This is a genomic window from Pseudomonas sp. WT-JTC (assembly GCF_056711565.1).
In genome coordinates this window covers 2,873,096-2,897,810 of sequence record NZ_CM160042.1, presented here as the reverse complement: position 1 = coordinate 2,897,810, position 24,715 = coordinate 2,873,096, and the positions used below count along the sequence as shown (strand labels likewise).

13 protein-coding genes and 2 riboswitches are annotated in these 24,715 nt (G+C 60.5%); of the genes, 6 read left to right on the top strand and 7 right to left on the bottom strand.

Translation table 11 applies throughout. From position 1 onward, the window contains the following. Positions 1–111: 111 nt before the first annotated feature. Genes AC06G5_RS13305 through cobW form a run of 3 tightly spaced genes read right to left on the bottom strand, consistent with a single transcriptional unit; the run spans position 112 to position 6,114 of the window. Entirely contained in the window at positions 112–1,119 is a 1,008-nt protein-coding gene (locus AC06G5_RS13305) for a magnesium chelatase ATPase subunit I (RefSeq protein ID WP_413423528.1), read from the bottom strand. Between the two features lie 57 nt (positions 1,120–1,176). Then, a complete protein-coding gene (cobN, locus tag AC06G5_RS13300; RefSeq protein WP_480459647.1) occupies positions 1,177–5,040 on the bottom strand; it encodes a cobaltochelatase subunit CobN in 3,864 nt (1,287 codons plus the stop codon). A 3-nt stretch (positions 5,041–5,043) separates the two neighbouring features. Then, entirely contained in the window at positions 5,044–6,114 is a 1,071-nt protein-coding gene (gene cobW, locus AC06G5_RS13295) for a cobalamin biosynthesis protein CobW (RefSeq protein ID WP_413705482.1), read from the bottom strand. Positions 6,115–6,217: 103 nt separating this feature from the next. Continuing rightward, positions 6,218–6,430: riboswitch (cobalamin riboswitch) on the bottom strand. A gap of 195 nt (positions 6,431–6,625) precedes the next feature. Then, positions 6,626–6,849: riboswitch (cobalamin riboswitch) on the top strand. Positions 6,850–6,971: 122 nt separating this feature from the next. On the opposite strand from cobW, the gene AC06G5_RS13290 reads away from it, so the two are divergent. From AC06G5_RS13290 to cobM, 4 genes are all read left to right on the top strand, one after another. Beyond that, complete coding sequence (locus AC06G5_RS13290; protein WP_413423532.1) at positions 6,972–7,163, top strand: CbtB domain-containing protein; 192 nt, start codon at positions 6,972–6,974, stop codon at positions 7,161–7,163. A gap of 11 nt (positions 7,164–7,174) precedes the next feature. Continuing rightward, on the top strand, positions 7,175–7,882 hold the full coding sequence (locus AC06G5_RS13285; protein WP_480459645.1) for a CbtA family protein: 708 nt from the start codon (positions 7,175–7,177) through the stop codon (positions 7,880–7,882). Next, on the top strand, positions 7,879–8,292 hold the full coding sequence (locus tag AC06G5_RS13280; RefSeq protein WP_413423536.1) for a cobalamin biosynthesis protein: 414 nt from the start codon (positions 7,879–7,881) through the stop codon (positions 8,290–8,292). The genes AC06G5_RS13285 and AC06G5_RS13280 overlap by 4 nt, the downstream gene beginning before the upstream one ends. Before the next feature lie 85 nt (positions 8,293–8,377). Beyond that, positions 8,378–9,124, top strand: a complete 747-nt coding sequence (gene cobM / locus AC06G5_RS13275; RefSeq protein WP_413423538.1) for a precorrin-4 C(11)-methyltransferase — start codon at positions 8,378–8,380, stop codon at positions 9,122–9,124. 157 nt (positions 9,125–9,281) lie between these two features. On the opposite strand, the gene nfuA is transcribed toward cobM, so the two are convergent. Together nfuA and AC06G5_RS13265 are read right to left on the bottom strand one after the other, a co-directional pair. Continuing rightward, the gene (nfuA, locus tag AC06G5_RS13270; RefSeq protein ID WP_007912592.1) at positions 9,282–9,866 is read right to left on the bottom strand and encodes a Fe-S biogenesis protein NfuA; all 585 of its coding nucleotides are present in this window, start codon (positions 9,864–9,866) and stop codon (positions 9,282–9,284) included. Positions 9,867–10,068: 202 nt separating this feature from the next. Beyond that, positions 10,069–12,366, bottom strand: a complete 2,298-nt coding sequence (locus AC06G5_RS13265) for a fatty acid cis/trans isomerase (RefSeq protein ID WP_413423540.1) — start codon at positions 12,364–12,366, stop codon at positions 10,069–10,071. Positions 12,367–12,521: 155 nt separating this feature from the next. Here AC06G5_RS13265 and metH point away from each other — a divergent pair, with 155 nt between their 5' ends. Continuing rightward, entirely contained in the window at positions 12,522–16,232 is a 3,711-nt protein-coding gene (gene metH / locus AC06G5_RS13260; RefSeq protein ID WP_413705020.1) for a methionine synthase, read from the top strand. A gap of 65 nt (positions 16,233–16,297) precedes the next feature. Here the strand turns inward: metH and AC06G5_RS13255 are convergent, their stop codons facing one another. Then, on the bottom strand, positions 16,298–22,972 hold the full coding sequence (locus AC06G5_RS13255) for an NEL-type E3 ubiquitin ligase domain-containing protein (protein ID WP_413423544.1): 6,675 nt from the start codon (positions 22,970–22,972) through the stop codon (positions 16,298–16,300). Positions 22,973–23,150: 178 nt separating this feature from the next. On the opposite strand from AC06G5_RS13255, the gene AC06G5_RS13250 reads away from it, so the two are divergent. Then, on the top strand, positions 23,151–23,369 hold the full coding sequence (locus AC06G5_RS13250; RefSeq protein WP_413423546.1) for a DUF2970 domain-containing protein: 219 nt from the start codon (positions 23,151–23,153) through the stop codon (positions 23,367–23,369). A 6-nt stretch (positions 23,370–23,375) separates the two neighbouring features. Here AC06G5_RS13250 and AC06G5_RS13245 read toward each other — a convergent pair whose 3' ends face one another. Continuing rightward, entirely contained in the window at positions 23,376–24,461 is a 1,086-nt protein-coding gene (locus AC06G5_RS13245; RefSeq protein WP_413423548.1) for an ABC transporter substrate-binding protein, read from the bottom strand. Positions 24,462–24,715 lie beyond the last annotated feature (254 nt).

Below are 24,715 nucleotides of genomic sequence, written 5' to 3'. Positions count from 1 at the left end.
GCCAGTTGACCGAACCACTGCGGGCTGCGTGACGTTTGCCCAGTTTGCCGTGGTCCAGCCGCCCGGCTCGAGGTCTGGCATTCGCCCCCGCGTCGGAGCGAGGGCGAATGCCTAGGGCTTTTTTGGCCAGCTCGGCACTTCACGTCGGGCGCCGACCGCCAGCGCCTGGGCAGGCAATTCGCCCCACTGGCCCTGCCCTTCGCTCGGGTTGGCGTTCTGCGGTGCAGTGGATTGCGGCGCGTGGGATTCCTGAGACGTCGGCGCCGAATGCTCGCGACGGCGATGGCGCAAAGCGAACTCGGCGACTGCGTCGATATCTTGTTCGGCGATAGCGTTTGCCCCGCGCCAGGCGGCGTGAGCCCGTGCGGCACGCAGCCAGACCAGATCGGCGCGCAAGCCATCGACGCCGGCGGCAAAGCAACGTTCAGTGATACATGCCAGCGCCTGGTCGTCGAGGGGAATGCTTGCCAGGGCGTTGCGTGCGTTCTGGCAACGTTCGCGCAGAGACGCCTGCGCCGATTCCCATTCGACGCAGAAAGCTTGCGGATCGCTGTCGAAATCCAGGCGACGGCGAATGATCTGGCCTCGTTCTGTCGGAGCTGTTTGGCCACTCAGGGCGACGTTCAAGCCGAAGCGGTCGAGCAGTTGCGGACGCAGTTCACCCTCCTCCGGGTTCATGGTGCCAATCAGCACGAACTTCGCCGAGTGCCGATGGGAAATGCCATCACGCTCGACCAGATTGGTGCCGCTGGCGGCCACATCGAGCAGCAGGTCAACGAGGTGATCAGGCAACAGATTGACCTCGTCGACGTAAAGCACGCCGCCGTCAGCCCTGGCCAGTACGCCGGGCGAAAACTGCGCGCGACCTTCGCCCAGCGCCACGTCGAGATCGAGGGTACCGACCAGGCGTTCCTCGGTGGCACCCAAGGGCAATGTGACGAACTGACCGCTGGCCAGCAGGTCCGCCAGACCGCGGGCCAGGGTCGACTTGGCCATGCCCCGCGGGCCTTCGATCAGTACACCGCCGATTTTCGGGTCGATGGCGGTCAAGTACAGGGCCAGCTTCAAATCGTCGGCGCCGACCACGGCGGAGAGGGGGAAATGCGGGGTGTAGGTCATCTTGAATACTCGGTCATGGTCGGTAATTTCACAGTCACTTGAGTGCCATGTGGCGCATCAGCTGTCTTCTTCTATATCCAGCAACAAATTCTCCAGCGCCTCGCGGTACTCGCCCGGGTCCTTCCACATCCCGCGTTGTTGCGCCTCGAGCATGCGTTCAGTCATGTCGCGCAAGGCATGGGGATTGTGTTCGCGAACGAAGTCCCGGGTGTCCGGGTCGAGCAAATAGGCATCGGCCAGCAACGCGTACTGGTGATCGTCAATCAACTGCGTAGTGGCATCGAAGGCGAACAGGTTATCGACTGTCGCGGCCATTTCGAACGCACCTTTGTAGCCGTGGCGTTTAACGCCTTCGAGCCATTTCGGATTGGCGGCCCGGGAGCGGATGACCCGGTTCAGCTCTTCCTTCAGGGTGCGAATCTTCGGCAGATCCGGCTGGCTGTGATCGCCATGATAACTGGCCGCCGTCTCGCCCTTCAGGCTTTCCACCGCCGCGAGCATACCGCCCTGGAACTGGTAGTAATCGTTGGAGTCGAGCAGATCGTGCTCGCGGTTATCCTGGTTTTGCAGCACCGCCTGTACCTGGCTCAGGCGCTGGGTGAACTGTTCACGAGCGGCGGTGCCCTCGTCAGCACCACCGTAAGCGTAGCCACCCCAGTTGAGGTAAACCTCGGCCAGGTCCTCGCGGGTCTGCCACAGCCGACCATCGATGGCGCCCTGCACGCCTGCGCCGTAGGCACCGGGTTTGGCCCCGAAAATCCGCCAGCCGGCCTGACGTCGCGCCGCGTCTTCATCGAGCCCTGCCTGCAACAAGGCTGCACGCTCGGCGCGCACCTTGGCCGCCAACGGGTTGAGGTCGTCGGGCTCATCCAGGTCGGCGACCGCTTGCACCGCCGCGTCGAACAAGCGAATCAGATTGGCAAAGGCATCGCGGAAGAAACCGGACACACGCAAGGTCACGTCCACCCGCGGACGGTCAAGCAAACTCAACGGCAGAATTTCGAAATCATCGACCCGCTGACTGCCAGTCGCCCAGACCGGACGCACCCCCATCAACGCCATCGCCTGGGCTATGTCATCGCCGCCGGTGCGCATGGTCGCGGTGCCCCATACCGACAGGCCGAGCTGGCGCAAATGATCGCCGTGGTCTTGCAGGTGCCGTTCGAGAATCAGGTTGGCCGACTGGAAACCGATGCGCCACGCCGTGGTGGTCGGCAGGTTGCGCACGTCCACCGAGTAAAAGTTGCGCCCGGTGGGCAGCACGTCCAGACGACCGCGACTCGGTGCGCCACTCGGGCCAGCGGGGACGAAGCGACCGCTCAGGGCATCGAGCAAACCGCGCATTTCCGCCGGGCCGCAGGCGTCCAGCCTTGGCGCGACCACCTCGAGCAGGTTGTCGAGGATGGCTTGTACCTCAATCCAGCCTGCCCCCTGTAGGAGCAAGCTTGCTCGCGATGGAGTGTCAGTCGACACCAATGTGGCTGACACAACATCGCGAGCAAGCTCGCTCCTACAAGGGCCAGGTTTGGTTTGGGAGGGAGCATCCACTGCCTGCGAGATCAGTTGTGTGGCGAACAGCTCGAGGCGTTCGCGGGTATCGCCAGTGGTGCGCCAGAGTTCATGGCTGATCGACAACAAGGCATTCGGTCGAGGCCCGGTCCACGGCTCGGCCAATGCACAATCGAGCGGATCGAACCCCAGCTCGAAAGCCTTGGCCAACGCCCGCAGCAGACTCGACTGCGCCCCACGGCCATCGCCCCGTGGAATGCGCAACAGCGCGAGCAAAGTGTCAATGCGCAAGCGCCCGGTGGGCGATTCGCCGAACACATGCAGGCCGTCGCGGATCTGCGACTCTTTCAAGTCGCACAGGTAAGTGTCCAGACGCGGCAACCAGATCGCTGCGTCAGCATCGCTGTCGAGTTGCTCGTCCAGTTGCAGTTCACGGTCGATGTGCGTATCGCGCACCAGTTGCAGGATGTCGCGCTGCAACTCTCGGGCGCGGCGCGGATCGAGCAGCTGCGCTTCGTAATACTCGTCTGCCAACAGTTCGAGGTTGCGCAGCGGGCCGTAGGTTTCGGCACGGGTCAGCGGTGGCATCAAGTGATCGATGATGACCGCCTGGGTGCGCCGCTTGGCCTGGGCGCCCTCGCCCGGGTCGTTAACGATGAATGGATAGATGTTCGGCAGCGGCCCGAGCAAAGCATCTGGCCAGCAATGTTCCGACAGCCCGACGCCCTTGCCCGGCAGCCATTCGAGGTTGCCGTGTTTGCCGACGTGGATCACGCCGTGGGCGCCATAGGTGTTGCGCAGCCAGAAATAAAACGCCAGGTAACCGTGGGGCGGTACCAGGTCCGGGTCGTGATACACCGCGCTCGGGTCGACCTGATAACCCCGGGCCGGTTGAATGCCGACGAAGGTCAGGCCGAAGCGCAGGCCGGCGATCATCATCCGCCCGCTGCGACACATCGGGTCGTTTTCCGGCGCACCCCAACGCTCGAGCACCGCCGCGCGGTTGGCTTCGGGCAGTGTGTTGAACATCGACAGGTAGTCGTCCATGGCCAGGCTTTGTTGGCATGGACGCTGGTCGATCGTGTCGACGTCGTTGCTGACTCCGCCCAGCAACTGCTGGATCAGCGCCGTACCGCTGTCCGGCAACTCAGCCGGCAATGGATAACCATCGGCATACAGTGCCTGCAGGATATTCAGCGCGGCCGCCGGAGTGTCGAGGCCGACGCCATTACCGATGCGACCGTCGCGGGTCGGGTAATTGGCGAGAATCAAGGCAATGCGTTTATCCGCATTGGACACCCTCGCCAGATCGACCCAGCGCCGCGCCAGTTCGGCAACGAAGTCCATGCGTTCCGGCTGCGGCCGGTAGCAGACCACATCCGACTGGCTGCGCTCACTGCGCCACGCCAGGTCCTTGAAGCTGATTGGGCGGCTGATGATGCGCCCGTCCAGTTCCGGCAAGGCGATGTGCATCGCCAGGTCGCGAGGACCAAGCCCCTGTTCACTGGCGCGCCAACCCGGTTCGTTGTCCTGGGCGCAAATCGCCTGGATCACCGGAATATTGCGGCGAAACGGGCGCAGATGGGGTGCTTCCGGGCTGGATTGGGCGAAGCCGGTGGTATTCAGAATCACCGAGACGTTGGCCTCGTCGAGCCAGTCCTCGACCACGCCAAGGCAGCCGGGCTCTTTCAGGCTCGCCAGCGCGATCGGCAACGGATTCAACCCCGCTGCCTGCAAACGCTGGCAAAAAACATCAATGAAAGCGGTGTTCGCCGCCTGCAAATGCGAGCGGTAAAACAGCACCGCCGCCACGGGTTGATCGGCGTACCAGTCGGCCTGCCAGTCGCGCAGTGCGGCAGAATGTTTGTGCGGATGGTAAATCGCTGTGCGTGGCAGGGTTTGCGGTTCGCCCCAGGTGTAATCACGTGCCAGCCAGCGATTGGCCAGACAGCGGAAGAAGTCCAGGGCGTTACCCATGCCACCCTGACGCAGAAATTGCCAGAGCCGGTCGCGATCCTCGACGCCGACGGTGCTCAGGTCGCTGAGCTCCGGGTCCGGGCGATCATCGCCCGGTACCAGAATGACCTGCACACCGCGCTGCGACAGCTCGACCAGGCGCTCGATGCCATACCGCCAATAGGCGATGCCGCCGTGCAGTGAAATCAGGATCACCTTGGCGTGACGCAGCACTTCGTCGACGTACAAATCGACCGAGGCATGGTTCTGCACCTGCATCGGGTTGGCCAGGCGCACGCCCGGATAATCGTCGGGCAACTGCTGCGCCGCTTCGGCGAGCAGCGCCAGGCTGGAATCGCCGCTGCACAGGACCACCAGCTCGGCGGGGGTTTGTCCAAGGTCGGCGATGTTGTCATCCGACACGAAACCGCCGGGCTGGGTCCTGAGCAGGTGCATGGCTTACACGCTGAGCGCGGCGCGCAGTTGCGCTTCGAGAACAGTAGCGTCGAGCTCCTGGCCGATCAGCACCAGGCGGGTGATGCGCGCTTCTTCAGCACCCCACTGGCGGTCGAAGTGCTTGTCGAAACGCGTGCCCACGCCCTGGATCAGCAGGCGCATCGGCTTGTTCGGCACGGCGGCGAAGCCTTTGACGCGCAGGATGCCGTGCTGGACCACCAGTTGGGTCAGCGCGTCCATCAGCAGGCTTTCGTCGGCTTGCGGCAGTTCGATGGAAATCGAATCGAAGGCGTCGTGATCGTGGTCATCATGATCGTCGTCGCCATCGTGGTGATGGTCGTGGTGGCTGTGACGGCTGTCGATGTGTTCTTCGGAGCCGGCACCGAGGCCGATCAGCACGTCCAGCGGCAAGCGACCGCTGCTGGCTTCGACGATTTTCACCGCTGGCGGCAACTCTTCGGCGACTTCCAGGCGCACGCGGGCGAGGTCTGCCGGGGCGATCAGGTCAGTTTTGTTGAGGATCACCAGGTCGGCGCTGGCCAGTTGGTCAGCGAACAGTTCGTGCAGCGGCGATTCGTGGTCCAGGTTCGGGTCGAGTTTGCGCTGGGCGTCGACCTGGTCCGGGAACGCGGCAAAGGTGCCGGCGGCCACGGCCGGGCTGTCGACCACAGTGATGACCGCGTCAACGGTGCAGGCGCTGCGGATTTCCGGCCACTGGAAGGCTTGCACCAGCGGCTTTGGCAGGGCCAGGCCGGAGGTTTCGATGAGGATGTGGTCGAGATCGCCGCGACGGGCCACCAGTTCGCGCATCACCGGGAAGAATTCTTCCTGGACGGTGCAGCACAGGCAGCCGTTGGCCAGCTCATAGACACGGCCGCTGGCTTCTTCTTCGGTGCAACCGATCGAGCACTGCTTGAGGATTTCGCCATCAATGCCCAATTCACCGAACTCGTTGACGATCACCGCGATGCGGCGACCCTGGGCGTTGTCGAGCATGTGCCGTAGCAGCGTGGTTTTGCCCGAGCCGAGAAAGCCGGTAACGATGGTGACAGGGAGTTTGGCCAGTGTTTTCATCGGATGCCCTATGGCTAAGGTGGCGGGCATACGGGACGACAACCGGCAACGCGCATGCGGTTGCCTGAAGAGTTCGCCACCGGATCACCCCGCCCGGTTGAAAGTGAGAATCTGTGTCGAGGCAGGTCTCCTGGCTGACGGTGTGCCGGCCTTGAGCCTGGCATTCGCTGCGCCTTCCCGCCGGTCTCATGGATTGAGCCTGCAGTGGCGTGGCAACGAACATCACCGTTCACAGTTGCGGGGGCAGCCGCGGCATCGACCGCGTTCCCTTCTTAGCTTCGACAAACGCCGAAGAACCTCGAAAGCGCAAGGCTACGCATGGTATTGGGGCGGGTCAATGTTCACGTGACTTCTGCGGTGTGCCCTTCGCGAGCAAGCCCGCTCCCACATTTGATCGGGTTCTTTCAGGGGAAAAGGGTCAAGTGTGGGAGCGGGCTTGCTCGCGAAGAACGCAACTCGGTTTCCAGTTGAGAACCCCTGCCAATTGACGCCCAACCCCCGCCCATGCTCTCCTACACACCTTGTTACGGGTGCCCTTCACAGGGTGAAACGGGAAACCGGTGAATCATGTGCTTTACTTCTAAGCCATGTCAGTCCGGTGCTGCCCCCGCAACGGTAAGCGAGCGAAGCATCAGATCCACTGTGCCATCACGGCATGGGAAGGTGATGCTTGCAGGATCAGGCGATGCCTGCCCCCTCGTGAGCCCGGAGACCGGCCCGCAACACAAAAGTGACCAGAACGGTCACTGAAACAACAAACCCGCGGTGGGCGGGCGCTGTTTGAAACGCTGCGCGCCTGGCCGTGCAGGTTTTTGCATGCGCTCTCATTCCCCGCTGACAGACCAGAGGGAAACGCCATGTCGATCATCAGCAGCACCGGCCACACTACAACCAGCACCACTTCTACCCTGGCTCAACGCCTGACCGCCGCCGTCTGCGCGTCGATCCTCGGCGCGTGCCTGGTGTATTTCGCCGGCTTCTCGCACATCGAAGCGGTGCACAACGCCGCCCACGATACCCGTCACAGCTCCGCGTTCCCGTGCCATTGAGACCTGCCAATATGATCAAGCGTATTGCGCAAACAGCAGGTTTCACCGGGCTGCTGGCCGCCCTGTTGCTGACCCTGCTGCAAAGTTTCTGGGTCGCTCCCCTGATTCTGCAAGCCGAAACCTACGAAAAAGCCGAACCGGCCGCTGTTGAAATGCATGAACATGCCGACGGTGCGATGGCTGCCCACACTCATGATGCCGAAGCCTGGGAGCCGGAAGACGGCTGGCAACGCGTACTATCTACCACCGGCGGTAACCTGGTGGTGGCTGTCGGTTTCGCCCTGATGCTGGCCGGCCTGTACACCTTGCGCGCGCCGACCAGAACCTCCCAGGGCCCGCTCTGGGGCCTGGCCGGTTATGCGACATTCGTGCTCGCGCCAACCCTCGGCCTGCCACCTGAATTGCCCGGCACTGCCGCAGCCGACCTGGCGCAACGGCAACTGTGGTGGATCGGTACCGCCGCCTCCACCGCCGTCGGTATCGCCCTGATCGTATTCAGCCGTCACTGGCTGATGAAAGTCCTCGGCGCGGCCATCCTCGCCGTTCCCCATGTGATTGGCGCACCGCAACCGGAAGTGCATTCGATGCTCGCTCCCGAGGCGCTGGAAACACAATTCAAAATCGCTTCGCAACTGACCAACATGGCGTTCTGGCTGGCCCTGGGCCTGATCAGCGCCTGGTTGTTCCGTCGCAAAAGCGATGGCCAATACCGCGCATGACGGATGTCAGCACAGCGCCGACCCTGGTGGTCGGCCTGGGCTGCCAGCGGGGCTGCCCTGTCAGCACGTTGCGGGCGCTGCTCGACCAGGCGTTGGCGGCGCATCAAATCCCGTTGCATGAAATCAAGGCCCTGGCCAGCATCGACCAGAAACGCGACGAACCGGCACTGATCGAGTTGGCGACGCAACTTGGCCTGGAATTGATGTACTTCAGCAGCGAACAACTGGCCGTTTATGAGGCGCAACTCAGTCATCAATCGCAAATAGCGTTTGAGCGCACCGGTTGCTACGGCGTGGCGGAAAGCGCCGCACTGGCCCTGGCAGAACAACTGGCTCAGGCCCCGGCAAAACTACTGATTCCACGACAAAAATATGCCCAGGCAACACTGGCATTGGCCGGCGCCGCCTGAAATCCCCGATAATCCCCGCCATCGATCATGAACATTCTTCATCTGAAGCCCTGTTCAGCCCCTTTTTTCCCCACAGGAACCGACGATGACCGTCTACTTTATTGGCGCAGGTCCCGGCGACCCCGAACTGATTACCGTCAAGGGCCAGCGTCTGATTCGCAGCTGCCCGGTGATCATTTATGCCGGCTCCCTGGTGCCTGCCGCCGTACTGGAAGGTCATTGTGCCGAACAGGTGGTCAACAGCGCCGAACTGCACCTGGAACAGATCATCGACCTGATCAGGACCGCCCACGCCAAGGGTCAGGATGTTGCCCGGGTGCATTCCGGCGATCCGAGCCTGTATGGCGCCATTGGCGAGCAGATTCGCTATCTGCGTGAGCTGGGCATTGCGTTCGAAATCGTACCCGGCGTGACGGCCACAGCCGCTTGTGCAGCGCTTTTGGGCGCAGAACTGACACTGCCGGATATTTCACAGAGTGTGATCCTGACGCGCTACGCCGACAAAACCGCCATGCCACCCGGAGAGGAGTTCTCCAGCCTGGCGCAGCACGGCGCAACCATGGCGATTCATTTGGGGGTCAGTCACCTGCCGAAGATCGTTGAGGAACTGCTGCCGCATTACGGCGCCGATTGCCCGATTGCGGTGGTGCACCGCGCGAGCTGGCCGGATCAGGATTGGGTGGTCGGGACGCTTGAGGATATTGCCGGGAAGGTTCAAGCCAAGGGCTTTCGCCGTACGGCGTTGATTCTGGTGGGTCGGGTGCTGGGCAGTGACCACTTCAGCGAGTCATCGCTGTATCGCGCGGGGCATGCGCATCTCTATCGCCCATAAGCCCTCTTCGCGAGCAAGCCCGCTCCCACAGGGGAATGCATTGCAAATGTGGGAGCGGCGGTGCGGCGATCCGACTTGCTCGCGAAGGCGTCAGTGAGTTCAACCCATAAAAAAACGGCGCTCACGGGGCGCCGTTTTTTATGCCGCAGCGAACACCTTAGTAGTAGGCGTTTTCTTTCTGCGTGTGGTCGGTCACGTCGCGAACGCCTTTGAGCTCGGGAATACGCTCGAGCAAGGTACGCTCGATACCTTCCTTCAGCGTCACGTCGGCCTGGCCACAGCCCTGGCAACCACCGCCGAACTGCAGGACGGCGATGCCGTCTTCGACCACGTCGATCAGGCTGACCTGACCGCCGTGGCTGGCCAGCCCCGGGTTGATCTCGGTTTGCAGGTAGTAGTTGATGCGCTCGTTCACCGGGCTGTCGGCGTTGACCATCGGTACCTTGGCGTTTGGCGCCTTGATGGTCAGCTGACCGCCCATGCGGTCGGTGGCGTAGTCGACAACGGCATCGTCCAGGAAAGCTTCGCTGAAGTGGTCGATGTACGCGGTGAAGCTTTTCAGCCCCAGCGCGGTGTCTTCGGGTTTTTCTTCGCCCGGCTTGCAGTAGGCAATGCAGGTTTCGGCGTACTGGGTGCCAGGCTGGGTGATGAAGACGCGGATGCCGATGCCCGGGGTGTTCTGCTTGGAGAGCAGATCAGCCAGATAATCGTGGGCGGCGTCAGTGATGGTAATAGCGGTCATGGAAACTCCTCGCAGGCTTGGGCGCAGTTTACGCCAATCAACGCGCCGGACAAAGTCCTAGTATTTTTGTCGGGAAAGATTCCGACAATTCCCCTTGTGGGAGCGGGCTTGCTCGCGAAGACGTCGTGTCAGGCAACCGCGATGGCGACTGATACAACGCTTTCGCGAGCAAGCCCGCTCCCACAGGGGCTCAAGTGGTGTTTCAGAGGTTCTCGTAGCGGTTCATGTCCAGCACGCCCTCTTCCACCGGATCGGTTTCATGGATGTAGCGGCTCATATCGTGGAAATAAGACCAGAATTGCGGATGACTGCGGCGTATCCCCCAGCGTTCGACGATTTTCTCGAAGCTGTCGGTATCCCTGGCGTTCTCCATCGCATCCACAAACGCCGGCACTTGCCCGGCCGGGATGTTGAACATGAAGTTCGGGTAGCTGCTGAGCACGCCCGGGAAAATCGTCAGGGTGTCGAGCCCAGGCTGATAGCGCAGCGATTCGCCGAGCAGGAACGCGACGTTACTGTGGGCACGATTGCGCAGCAGGCTGTAGACCTCGCGTTTGCCGCTACGGGTCTCGATCCGCAGCAGGGTCGCTTCCGGCAATTGATCGATGACTTTGAGTCCCGCCGCCGGGCGCGAAGCCAGGCGGCTCAACGCCTGTTCGGCACTTTGCAGGTCCGGATCGATATTCGGCCGCGAGCAGTAGGCGCCATCGCAGCGGTTGATCGGGTCGGGCCTGGCATTGAGATCGCCATAACGGGCCAGCAATTGTTGGGCGAAATCCCGCTTTGGATCCCGCGGATCAAGCTTCAGTGCAGTCGGCTTGTCATCGTCGATGGACTCGTAGTCCAGCCACATCTTGAATTTGCCACTGTTCTGATACCAGTCATCGAGGTAGCCATCCCGGGAATCGGCGGGCATCAGGCGCAGGAAGTTTTGCTCGGCACCGTTGCGGATCAAGTCGAAATACAGGCGCGTCTGGGCCTGGTGGGAGACGTTGCCGAACACATCGAAGTTCACTGCCAGTTGATAGTAGGTGCGCTCCAGCAGCGGATAGTCGAACAGCCACATCGTTTGCGGCACCTCGCCGATCAGGCCCTTGGTCACCGAAGCACTGTCGAAATGGCGGAAGATACTCAGCAACGCATTGTCGTTGCCGGCCCACAGGGTCGACCAGCTCGGCGCAGGCTGGTCGGCGTAGCTGTCCCGGCGCAAGGCTTCGTATTCATTGCGTTTGTCGCGGTAGTCGTGCCACAGGCTGAGGACGCTGCCGACATCGTCGTTCTGCCCCGGCATGGCCAGCAGCGGCGTAGCCTGCCCGCGATAGTTCGGATCAGTGACATAGAGGTCGTGCTCGGGTGCCTGGAACAACGCCCAGAAATTATCGCGGATCACGTCGGTGGCGATCTGGCCACGACACACTGGCCCACGGATAAACGTGCGCACAAAGTACTCGGCGTTATCGAGCATGAACTGGTAGCGCGCCTGGGCCGGAATCGCTTCGAAGGTGGCAAACGGGTTGGCCCGGCTCTGCGGCCCATAGCCCGGCAATGCGTCGACCTGCCAGTTGCCGCTGTAGAACAGGCTCTTGACCCGCGCCAGCTTCGCCGCATTCAGGGGGTAGGTGATGTGGGTCTTGTGCACGATCACGCCCTGCACCGGCCACAAGCGGTAGTAAAACTGCGTGCCCGGATCATCGTTCGGGCGACGGGTGTTGATCAGGTCGATCGGCTGGCCGGTCGGGGTGCGCGAACGTACCCACTGGAAGAAATGCCCGGGCTCGCCATCCTTGAAATAGAGATGGGCGAGGAACCAGTGCTCGTACAGCCAGCGCCCCACCAGACTTTCCCGGGCGCCCGGCGAATTGAGCAGGTTTTCCCACTGGACCACTTGCCGGGCTTCCGTTGCGCTGGGGGCAAGGTCCTGCCGGTCGATGGGCGCGCCCGCCGCCAACCAGCGTTGCAGTGTCTGGTACTGCTGGTCGGTCAGGCCGGTCACTGCCAGCGGCATGCCCTCCTTCGGATGCTTGGCGGTGTAGCCGTCGAACTCCGCGGGCATGGCACACATGTTTTCCCGGTTCAGGCCCAGGACGATGTCTTCCGGCAGCTTCGCGTTGGGTTGCAACGGGGTTTTGTGGCCCAGTTCCAGCATCCGCGCCATCAATGCGGCCTGGCTGCCCTGGGCATCGAGTACCGAATAGAAGCCTTTTTGCTGCCAGGCCTGTTTGCCTGAGGCGTCATAGAACAGCCGGGTCGGTGCAACCGCCTGGCGGCGGTCCCCGTCGTAGACCGGGACTTTCGTCGCGCCACGCGCCGCGCCCTCGCCGCTGCCCAGGTTGAGCTGACAGGCGGCGTCGTTGCAGGCGTGGCAGGCCACGCACTTTTCAGTGAAGATCGGTTGAATATCGCGGCTGTAGGAAATGGCAGAGGAAATCGCCGGACTTTGCGCCACGGCGCCCCAGCTTAAAAACAACAGCAATGTGCCGATGACGAAGCGATACGACATGTCCCTGGTCCCGAATCCTGAAAAACGCCGCGATTCTACCGGTCTGTCACCCCTGCCAACATGAACGATATTCATGCAAAACCGAGTCATGCTCTAAAAGCGCACAGGTTTGCTATCATCCCGGCCCTTCGTCATGGTCTTACCGAGTAGTCCAAATGTCCGATCGCAGCGTTCGCCTTCAAGCTCTCAAGCACGCCCTCAAAGAGCGCATCCTGATTCTCGATGGCGGTATGGGCACGATGATCCAGAGCTACAAGCTCGAAGAACAGGATTACCGTGGCAAACGCTTTGCTGACTGGCCGAGCGATGTCAAAGGCAACAACGACTTGTTGGTGCTGACTCGCCCGGACGTGATTGGCGGCATTGAAAAAGCCTACCTGGACGCTGGCGCCGACATTCTGGAAACCAACACCTTCAACGCCACCCGGATTTCCATGGCCGATTACGGCATGGAAGAACTGGCCTACGAGTTGAACGTAGAAGGCGCTCGCCTTGCGCGCAAGGTCGCCGATGCGAAAACCCACGAGAACCCGGGCAAGCCGCGTTTCGTTGCCGGCGTACTCGGCCCGACCAGCCGCACCTGCTCGTTGTCCCCGGACGTGAACAACCCCGGCTACCGCAACGTGACCTTCGATGAGCTGGTGGAAAACTACACCGAGTCCACCAAGGGCCTGATCGAAGGCGGCGCCGACCTGATCCTGATCGAAACCATTTTCGACACCCTGAACGCCAAGGCCGCGATCTTCGCCGTCCAAGGCGTGTTCGAGGAACTGGGCGTCGAACTGCCGATCATGATTTCCGGCACCATCACCGACGCCTCGGGCCGCACCCTGTCCGGCCAGACCACCGAAGCGTTCTGGAACTCCGTGGCCCACGCCAAGCCGATTTCCGTCGGCCTGAACTGCGCCCTCGGCGCCCGTGAATTGCGCCCGTACCTCGAAGAGCTGTCGAACAAGGCCAATACCCACGTCTCCGCGCACCCGAACGCCGGCCTGCCGAACGAATTCGGTGAGTACGACGAGCTACCATCGGAAACCGCCAAGGTCATCGAAGAATTCGCCCAAAGCGGCTTCCTCAACATCGTCGGCGGCTGCTGCGGCACCACGCCGGGCCACATCGAAGCCATCGCCAAGGCCGTGGCCGGTTATGCGCCGCGCGAAATTCCGGACATTCCCAAGGCTTGCCGCCTCTCTGGCCTGGAACCCTTCACCATCGATCGCAGCTCGCTGTTCGTCAACGTTGGCGAACGCACCAACATCACCGGTTCCGCCAAGTTCGCCCGCCTGATCCGCGAAGACAACTACACCGAAGCCCTGGAAGTCGCCCTGCAGCAGGTCGAAGCCGGCGCCCAGGTAATCGACATCAACATGGACGAAGGGATGCTCGATTCGAAGAAGGCCATGGTGACCTTCCTCAATCTGATTGCCGGCGAACCGGACATCTCCCGCGTACCGATCATGATCGACTCCTCGAAGTGGGAAGTGATCGAAGCCGGCCTCAAGTGCATCCAGGGCAAGGGCATCGTCAACTCGATCAGCATGAAAGAAGGCGTCGAGCAGTTCATTCACCATGCCAAACTGTGCAAGCGCTATGGTGCCGCAGTGGTGGTGATGGCCTTCGACGAAGCCGGCCAGGCCGACACCGAAGCGCGCAAGAAAGAAATCTGCAAGCGCTCCTACGACATTCTGGTCAACGAAGTGGACTTCCCGCCGGAAGACATCATCTTCGACCCGAACATCTTCGCCGTGGCCACCGGTATCGAAGAGCACAACAACTACGCCGTCGATTTCATCAACGCCTGTGCCTACATCCGTGACGAGCTGCCGTATGCGCTGACCTCCGGTGGCGTGTCCAACGTGTCGTTCTCGTTCCGCGGCAACAACCCGGTGCGCGAGGCGATCCACTCGGTGTTCCTGCTGTACGCGATCCGCGCCGGGCTGACCATGGGCATCGTCAACGCCGGCCAGCTGGAGATCTACGACCAGATCCCGGTGGAACTGCGCGACGCCGTCGAAGACGTGATCCTCAACCGCACCCCGGAAGGCACCGACGCCCTCCTCGCCATCGCCGACAAGTACAAGGGTGACGGCAGCGTCAAAGAAGCCGAGACCGAAGAGTGGCGCAACTGGGACGTCAACAAGCGTCTGGAGCATGCGCTGGTCAAGGGCATCACCACCCACATCGTTGAAGACACCGAAGAATCGCGCCTGTCCTTCAACCGCCCGATCGAAGTGATCGAAGGCCCGTTGATGGCCGGCATGAACATCGTCGGCGACCTGTTCGGCGCCGGTAAAATGTTCCTGCCGCAGGTGGTCAAGTCCGCCCGCGTGATGAAGCAGGCCGTGGCGCACCTGATCCCGTTCATCGAACTGGAAAAGGGCGACAAGCCGGAGGCCAAGGGCAAGATCCTGATGGCCACCGTAAAAGGCGACGTGCACGACATCGGCAAGAACATCGTTGGCGTGGTGCTGGGCTGCAACGGCTATGACATCGTCGACCTCGGCGTGATGGTCCCGGCGGAGAAAATCCTCCAGGTGGCCAAAGAACAGAAGTGCGACATCATCGGCCTGTCCGGCCTGATCACGCCGTCGCTGGATGAGATGGTCCATGTCGCCCGCGAAATGCAGCGTCAGGACTTCCACCTGCCGTTGATGATCGGTGGCGCCACTACCTCCAAGGCGCACACGGCGGTGAAGATCGAGCCGAAGTACAGCAACGATGCGGTGATCTACGTCACCGACGCCTCCCGCGCCGTGGGCGTGGCGACGCAGTTGCTGTCCAAGGAGCTCAAGGCCGGTTTCGTCGAGAAAACCCGCCTGGATTACATCGAGGTTCGCGAGCGTACGTCCAACCGCAGTGCCCGCACCGAACGCCTGAGCTATGGCGCGGCCATCGCCAAGAAGCCGCAATTCGACTGGGCGTCCTACACGCCGGTCAAACCGACGTTCACCGGCTCGCGGGTGCTGGACAACATCGACCTCGACGTCCTGGCCGAATACATCGACTGGACACCGTTCTTCATCTCCTGGGACCTGGCCGGCAAGTTCCCGCGCATCCTCCAGGACGAAGTGGTCGGTGAAGCCGCTACCTCGCTGTACAACGATGCAAGGGAAATGCTGCGCAAATTGATCGATGAAAAGCTGATCAGCGCACGCGCGGTGTTCGGCTTCTGGCCGGCCAATCAGGTGCATGACGACGACATCGAGCTCTATGGCGATGACGGCAAGCCAATGGCCAAGCTGCATCACCTGCGCCAGCAGATCATCAAGACCGACGGCAAGCCGAACTTCTCCCTGGCCGACTTCGTCGCGCCCAAAGACAGTGAAGTGACCGACTACGTGGGTGGTTTCATCACCACCGCCGGCATCGGCGCCGAAGAAGTGGCCAAGGCTTACCAGGACGCTGGCGACGATTACAACTCGATCATGGTCAAGGCCCTGGCCGACCGCCTGGCCGAGGCATGCGCCGAGTGGCTGCACCAGCAAGTGCGTAAAGAACACTGGGGCTACGCCAAGGATGAAGTGCTCGATAACGAGGCGCTGATCAAGGAGCAGTACACCGGCATCCGTCCGGCACCGGGTTACCCGGCCTGCCCGGATCACACCGAGAAAGCCCAGTTGTTTGCCCTGCTCGATCCAGAGGCCCAGGAAATGCGCGCAGGCCGCAGTGGTGTATTCCTCACCGAGCACTACGCCATGTTCCCGGCGGCGGCAGTCAGCGGCTGGTACTTCGCTCACCCGCAGGCGCAATACTTTGCCGTGGGCAAGATCGACAAGGACCAGGTGCAAAGCTACACCTCGCGTAAAGGCCAGGAGTTGAGCGTGACCGAACGCTGGCTGGCGCCGAACCTGGGTTACGACAACTGAGAACCTGACAGGAAACAACCCCGGCGCCGGGAAGACCGGCGCCGGGGGTTACCAACCGTGATGTTTCACGCCCGCGGCAGATCCCCCGATGTGCCCGACTGCCCTGCCCCGCTGGCAGACAGGCCCATTTCCTCGACTTCCTTGCGAGACAGCTCGATCATCTTGCTGTTGCGTGCGGCTGCAAGTTCGAATAACTGATTCATCAATGCCGCTTCGTCGGCGTCATCCACCTCCTCGGAAACGTCCGCCTCGTCGAGTTGCCTGAACTCTTGCGGGTATTTTTCCTTGAGGTAGTCCACCCAGTAATCGCGCTGGATGAGGTCTTCGAAAAAAACATCACTCTGTTCGGCATGGCTGACTTGCATACGCGCATCAGCCAGTTGTTGGGGTGTTACACCCGAGGCATACGTCATGTGCCTGGGCTGACCGGGCAACTCAAGACCATCGTCCCACCCTCCCGTCAAACCGATTCGATAGCCCAGGCGCACCTCTGCCTGATCCTGACCGCCATGGGTGGCAGCTTTGGTCGCCAGATCGTCGACCTTGTCCAACCGGAACAGTTGTCTGGACAATTTCAACAGCGCTACACCTTTGGCCGCCGGACGCCCGACCGGAATATCCAGCAAGGCATTGTGGGTGAACACTTTGCTCTCCAGGCCACTGAAAGTCAGGATTCGACCATCGACACAGGTGCCATGGGTACTGGAGCTGGCGAACAGGACTTCCCGCAGCTCACTGTTGCTGGCGGCGGCCTCCAGCACCGTCCACACCCGTCGGGTCAGGTCCGCTTTGGCCACCCTGAACTCCTGCGTATCCTGCAAGCGCGACAGTAAATGGAAGAACGCAGCATTGTCCGGCTCCGCGGCGAGCTGGTTCCAGATTCGCGTTTTTCTGCCCGATTCTTCGGGGGAGGCATCGGTCAGCCACGCTGCTTCTTGTGCAGAATCAAGCGCCATATCGGAGAGATCTTCATCTGATTCGGCGCTCTCACTTTCGCTGTCATCGCTGGGTTCAGCCATCATATCGTCAAGTTCTGGGCGCGAGATCCCCAGCACAGAGTCGCGCCTGCCGGTTTCGCGGTATTCGCGCAGGAGTTCAAGACTCTCATGCGACAGGTTGTGGTTGTCACTCAGGTCGGTACCGGCCATCAAAGCTTCGTGACTGTTATCCAGGGCCTCTGGCGCAATCGTTGTGATGTCGTTACCACTCAGGTTCAAGATTCTGAGATGGCGGGCTTGCAGCACACCCTCCGGGAAGGCGGTCAGATCGTTGCGACGCAGATCGAGTGTCTCGAGTCGCTCAAAATGACTGACATCGAAAGTCTCCAGATCGTTGTAACCCAGATCCAGCCATTGCAAACGCTCCAGGCGGCTCAACGAGGTATAAAGGTGCTCGGTGTCGCTCAACCGGTTAGTAGAAAGTTCCAGCCGTTCAAGCTGACTCATGGACTGGATCGGCTCAGGCAAGTACTGCAGTTTATTGCCGTTAAGCTCCAGTGTTTTCACTTTTGCAAAGGCTCTGAAGAAGCCATTGGAGCCTTGTGCGGTAAGCCTTACTCCGGTCAGGTTCAAGGTATCCACATGAGAAAATTCTGCCGGCAGCTCAGGCAGATCACCCAGTTGCAGACCATTGAAATTCAGCTTCGAACCTGTCACTGCACCAGTGTCGGTCAGCCCTTCGCGCCAGCATTCCATGATTCGCAAGGCAGCCGCCTGGCGGCTTTCGGACGACACTATCCAGCCATCACCGTGTGACTCCCGCGTAAACAGCCATCCATTCACCCGGCGCGTCAGTGCTTCGAACGTCTGGTCCCATCCGTCAAACCGCTCGCCGATCTGCACGTCGGTTGCCCCGTTCTCGCGCATCTGTTCGATCACTCGCAAGGCATCATCATCGGCCAGAGTCGGTTTCAACCGTTGCAGGCGCCTGGCGAAATGCACGCTGCCCTCGCCCATTGGGACAGGCGGCAGAGGCAACAAATGACGACTGATCGAATAGCTGCTCTCCTTCGGCGGGAAGGTCGGCGGCACTTGTTCCCGGGAGAATCTCTCCAATGAACCGGCCTCCAGCCCTTCGGCGGATTCGATCCGCTGCCAGGCGCCTTTCAGAGCCGTCACGGCTTGCGGGTTCAACGGCGTGCCGGTCAAATCGATTTTCAGCAGCACCTCATCCGGCAGTGTTGCCGGCAGCGAGGAAACCTTGCTGTCACGCAAATCCATCCAGATCAGCTGCGGCAGATCCTGTGCCCCAACGGGCCACTCATGCAGCTGCGTCGCTCGCAGATTCAGGGCCTTGAGCGAAGTCATTGCACTTACATCCAGTGAGTCCAGCGGGTTGCCGCTCAAGTCCAGGGATTCCAGAGCGCCCATACCCTCGAACGCTTGCTGAACTGCCGGGCCGACGACTATCCGGTTGCCGGAGAGATCCAGACGGATCAACTTCGCAAGGTCCTCTGCTGCAACCGGTACATCGGTCAAACCATTGCCACTGAGGTCGAGATTTTCAAGTTCGGAGAATCCTCTGACAAAGCCTCGAAATTGTTCAACGGGCACGCGCGCCGCCCTCAGATTCAATGTCCGCACATGGGGGAAAGCACCCGCGGGCAACTCCGGAAGCTCACTGACGTCCAGATTCGTCAACTCAAGCACCCTGGCATCGACATTCAAGCCGTACCGCTTGAACACTCCGTTTCGCCAGCAGGACTTGATAAACCCGGCCGTCCGCGAGCGCCCCACAAACTGATTCATATCCAGTAGCGCACGGTTGATCCAGTCATTCAATTGCCGCTCCAGTGCATTGAATTCCTCGCTCATGGCTTCAACCGCCTTGAACCTTGGCTCGGCCCCCAACCATTGCTGAAGGAAACCGTTGAACACCGCCCCAGAAGAAGCGTTCCCCCTCAACACGTCCAAACGGGTAAGTTCACCCTTGCAGTAGTCGCTGACCATTTCCTCCTGATCAACCAGATGTTCCGGGTGATTCTTGACGTACTCATACGCGAGCTTGAAGTTTTCGCGCGGGAACAGCGACCAGTCCAGCGACAACCCGGACCAGAGCTTTTCATGCCCCTCGAAGATGCCGTCGGGTAGCCTGCTGATGCTTGTACCTTTGAGGTTCAGGCGTTCAAGGCGGGGCAGCTCAAGAACTCCGGCCGGCCATTGGTTCAACGAAGGGGCAACGACCTCCAGTGTGCGCAGATTGCGCATCTGACTGACATCCAGGTTCATCGGCGCGAACCCCGAAGAATAAATACTCAGTTCCTCGAGCAATGTCAGGGAACTCAATTCTGATGTCAGATCTGCTGCCACGGAAGCGGATGAGTACAGCTCCAGAGCGGTGAGCTCACTCATTCCGCGCAATGCTTTCGGCACCTTGGTGAACTCACTGCTCGTTGCATTTATTCGTAGCCTTTTCAGCCCGGGAAAATTCGCCAGCAGTGCATCGGCATTGGCGTCAGTGATGCACCTCCCTCGAACGCTCAGTTCACGCACGTGTGAAAAGTCCGCAGTCAGAGAGGGAAGCGGATCATCGCAGACCAACTCCAGTGAATTTGAATGGGGAAGCTCTTCGGCCAACGGTGAGTTGCGCCAGCATTGCTTGATGTTGCGCGCGACCGAGGTCTTGCCCCCCTGCATGTACTGCAAAAAAGGATTCGCTGCGGGCTCACCCACCCATTCATCGAGCGTGGTCTGAAGTTCATCCCACTCACACATACGCGCCTGCAACAGATCATAAATCTGTGCATCGGTTTTCCCCGTCCGCAACTGCCTCAGGATAAAACCGTTGGCTTGCTGATTGGACAGCCCCGGATAAAGGTCCTGTACGCGCGTCAACAGAGAAGGATTGACGCCTTGCCCGCGTCCGCTGGCGTAGTAGCCCACGGTGCGCTCTGTTACACGTACGGGTGGTTTGAACCTTCTGTTGCTGCCGAAACGCTTTTGCAGCAATTGCGCCAACTCCATTCGATGTTTGCCGGCAGAATCGATAATCGCCATCTGCAGTTCGGCGCTCCGCCATACATGTGGAACGCCCAATGCCCGGCGGGACTCATCCGGCAAGGCGTGCATGATAGAGTCGAAAAAGCTGGCGCCGGGACCAGGTACACGGTTGAGTGCCATTCCCCGTTCATCAAACGCTTGAAAGGCCGGCCCCTGCTTCACCACATACCTGCGTGTCGCGGCAGTCTCGCTGCCAATGCCATCGATCAGCGGCCCGCTGATGTGGCCGTCGCGGATTTCCAGGCGCACATCGCCGGACCAGCCCGGCAGTTTTTCCAGTGCCCGCAATGCGAGCCACTGGCTGTCAGTCGACACCATATTCTCCATATGCAGACCGGCGAAAGCCTGGCTTGTACGCCCTACCCGCGCATACCAACGGGCCTCCTCCAGCATTCTCAACGGAATTCGTCGAGTGGAATCCAGGCGCGCGAGCTCCTCTGCGCTGGCATCCAGCAGAACTCTTTTCGCAGCAGACTCACTGAGGCCAGGACAAGCGCGCTGTAACCGACCGATGGATTGTCGGTGAACTGTCTGTTTGATGACCGGAGCCCCCCCAGGATCGGCCTTGAACAGCCGTAGGGCATCAAGCAATTCAGGGGGCGGAGGCAAATGATCCATATGCATTTTGCGCAAGGCGTTGTCGTTGACGCCACTGACATCGGCAACCTTGAGCAGTTGCTCGTCGCTGAGCTCATCGGTGACATGGCCCATACGCCGCAACAGGGTCAGTCGGTCCCATCCAAGCGGACGTTCAAACGTATGGCGCCAGGCGCCATGCCCGTTGTGTTCAAGAATGGGTTGCCAGGCCTGCTCATCCGTCGGATGGTTGATTCGCCATTTTTTCAGCGACTCATCGTAGGTTGTCTCGTAGTGCTTGCCGTTCTGCCGCACGTAAGTCTTGCCTTCGGCCCGGTACTGTCCCAACGCGTCAGGAGCAGCGTCGCGCCCCAGCGCGACATCACTCTCATAACCACGAAGGTCTGGTTTCCACAATCGTGTATCGCCATTGGCCCGCTGGATCTGCTCCATCCCCTCGATCATGGGTTCGGGCTTCACTGCTGCCAGTTTGCCGACGCCTTTGCCCACCCCAGCCATCACTCCTATCAGTGCCAGGTTTTCCGCCACATCGATCAGATGCGCCTTCGCCGCGTTGCGATCGCCCTCACTCCACTCGATGACCCCTTCGAAGGACTCGTACAACAGTTGCCCGGCCATCACTGTGAGCATGACCTCGCCCAGAACCGGTACGAACATCGACACCAGGTTCAACCCCAGCATGCCGATTTCCAGCAGATGATTGAGCTTCTCGGCGCGTACTTTTGCATCGACATCCGCAGTAGGGACCGCATGGCTGCGCGCATCGGCAATGACCTTCGCGCGGTTTTGCTCATAGAGATATGTCCAGAGGTCGGTGTTGGGGGCCCAGATGCCGGCAGCCCCTTGGCGAACGACGCTGCGAGGGTCGAGATAGGGATCTTCCACCGGTTCCCGCTTGCCCTGGTGCTCTGGAGGCAGCTCTTTGATACGGGTAAAAGTCGATAAAGGCGGAATGAACTGGGTGACTTTCACCCAGCTGGACCGCAATGGGTCAGACGGCGAGTCCGCCGTTTTGCGGGTGAACTGACTGAAATAATAAGGCCGGTCGGCGTAGGCCACAAACTGGCTGAAAAAACGCTGGTGCGCCGTCGGTGTGGCGTCATCTGGCGATGATGCCCCCCGGGCCGTAAACTGCCGTTTGAATTCTTCCCTCATCTGCGAAGACGTGTAGCGCTTGAGCGGATGCTCCGGGTCGTGGGGAACGTAGACAATGAAATCATTGGTATAACGATATTTTTCACAGATGCCGAACACAACGCAGCCAGTCATCCGCCGCTTCATCAAACTCAGGTCACAAAACCAGACCTGCCTGTCGCCAAGCCACGGATGGACTTCGCCATCAATCACCTCCTGGATCATTGCGTAGTCTTGCGGTTCGATATCCTGTTTCAACAAGGCCAGCTCAGCGGCCGCCCTCATCGCCGTTTTTTGGCTGGCAATGAATTGTTCACGAAGTGTCGTTTCCTTCTGCACCTGCGCGGGGTGGAAAAAGCCGTTCATATGGGCTTGATACTGCGCGCCGATATCCAGCGTGCGACAAAGTGACAAAAACTGACTGGTCGTCATATTGACGCTGACAACTTCGAACGTAGCGGGCGTCGATGTTTCTACGACAAACCCGGAGCTGCGGTGAAATGCGCCCTCCTCACACTCGGATTCTTCGAAGTTATGCAGTGCGGCCTGCAACAACGTCAGCTTCATGACCTCGAACGTCGAGACCTCTATCTCAAGGGCGCCAATTTCCAGGGGACGCCGCAGGCACACCATTGTTTTGTTGACGTCTGCCTCAATACCGAACTGATCCTTCAGGGCTTTGGCGAGTATCGGTGCAGCGAAGGTATCGATGTCCTGCAGCAACGACATCGTCTTGTCCAATCGGGTCTGCGCGGTGAAGCTCGCGTTGAAACTGTCGGTCAAAACCTGCTGTTGATACGCGGAGGCCTGTTGATACCAGTCCGGTAGGCGCGCATTGGTGTTTTTCATCGAAGCACGCCTTTGCGGCGTGGCGTCAACCAACCAGTCGGGAGCCATCAGCTGAAGAAGTCGATGGTGAACACTGCTTTTTCCTGGAACAGGATTTTTATTGTTCAAGGTTTGGGTGTGAATATCCGTCTCGGTGGACGAAGTCGGGGAATGGCTGGACATACTGTCTCTCCTGACAAATGGAGCGACATGACAGCATTGCGGATGGCCGCTGCTGCGGTAGATAGTTATTGCGGTCGCGAGGATTGATTACCCGATGCTTCGACAGCTGGCTGCTCAACCCCTGCACGAAGCGCCGGATTGGCTATGCTCTGAGGAACTACGTTCACGCGAGGGTTTTATGGACGATCCGGCCGACAACAAGCCGCCAACCTTCTGGCAAATGCTGCACAGCGTCATGGCAGCGGCTTTCGGGGTGCAGAGCGGGAAGAACCGGACCCGTGATTTCACTCACGGCAAGCCGAGTCATTTCGTGATTCTGGGGATTGGGTTCACGGTGGTGTTTGCATTGACGCTGTTCGGCATCGTCAAGCTGGTGCTGCTTCTGGCCGGGGTTTGAGGCGACTCAGTGCATCAGGGTTTGCAGGGTGAACGGGTAACGCCAGGACGCGGGACGTCCCTTGGCCGAGAGCTTGTGGAAATCCACGCCGAAGTCCTGCCCGGCGCCCATCGCCAGCAGCCGCCTGGCCTGTGCCCGGTCGATCAGCTGCAACAACGGAACCTGCCGGTCACGGCCACCGTACTGGCTGATGTCCACACCTTCATCGTAGTCATGCAATTGCACCAGCGCCCAGCCACCGAGGGTGAAGTGCCCGCCCAGCAACACACTGAGGCGACCGTCCAGCAGTGCCTGCAGCGCCGCGGGTGAATTGTTGATCGCGCCGAACAACACGCCTTTGCCCGGCACGCCTCCAGCTTCGACATATGCCTGCATCACGCCGAACGCCATTTCGTCATTCGCGGCCCAGACCAGCGACGTCTGCGGGTAGCGTTTTAACAACAACCTGGCCTGCTCATAGGCGCGTTGCCGGGTCCAGCCGCCGTATACCAATTGCCGCAAACGCACCTCGGGGTGCTCGGCCAGGGCGCGCCGCATGCCTTTCTCGCGAAACTGCGCGGACGGGGTGATTTTCAAACCGGAAAAAGCCAGCAAATCGATGGTCTGGCCGGGAGCTGCCGGGCCGTGCTGTCGGATCAGTTCCTTGAGCATCAGATAGCCGCCCTCCTCGTCATTGGGCACCAGGCTGCCGAGCAGGTCGGGATACTTGTCAGGTCGTGCGCCGACGAGCTTCATCTGGTCCGGGGTCAGGGCGTTGTTGACCATGAACAGCTTCACACCGCTGCCTTTGGCCAGCCGCAGGACTTCGGGGGCGATGTACTGCTCGTTGACGAAGACCAGGTAGTCGGGACGATGGTGGCCCTGAAGGGCTTCACGAGCCTGGCGGATGGTGTTTTCGGAGACGCGGTCGGAATACTGGATGCGCAAGTCCATCCCCAGGTCGGTCGCCGCGGCCTGCATGAACTGCGAGTAACTCAGCCAAAAAGCTTCCGTGGGGGTTCCCGGGTTCAGGAACAGCACTGACGCCGCCTGGGCACAAGGTCCCACGACCATGCCCAGCGTCAGTAAAACTCCACACAGAAACTTCAACATTGGTCGTCCGAGCCCCCGGAAATTCGCTGCGCATTATAGCCAGCGAACGCCCGTAAAACGGCGAATTATCCGTTTATTGTCGGACAATCGTCGGAACCGGGCCCGGACGGGGTCGTTTATTGATGGCTGACCCAGAAAACCGCCGTCCCCACGACCAGGATGATCAGGAACAAAATTGCCCAGGCATCAACGGTGCTATCGCTTTTCCGTGCTTTGGTTGGGTTGCTCATTGCATCGCCTCTTGTCGGTTTTAT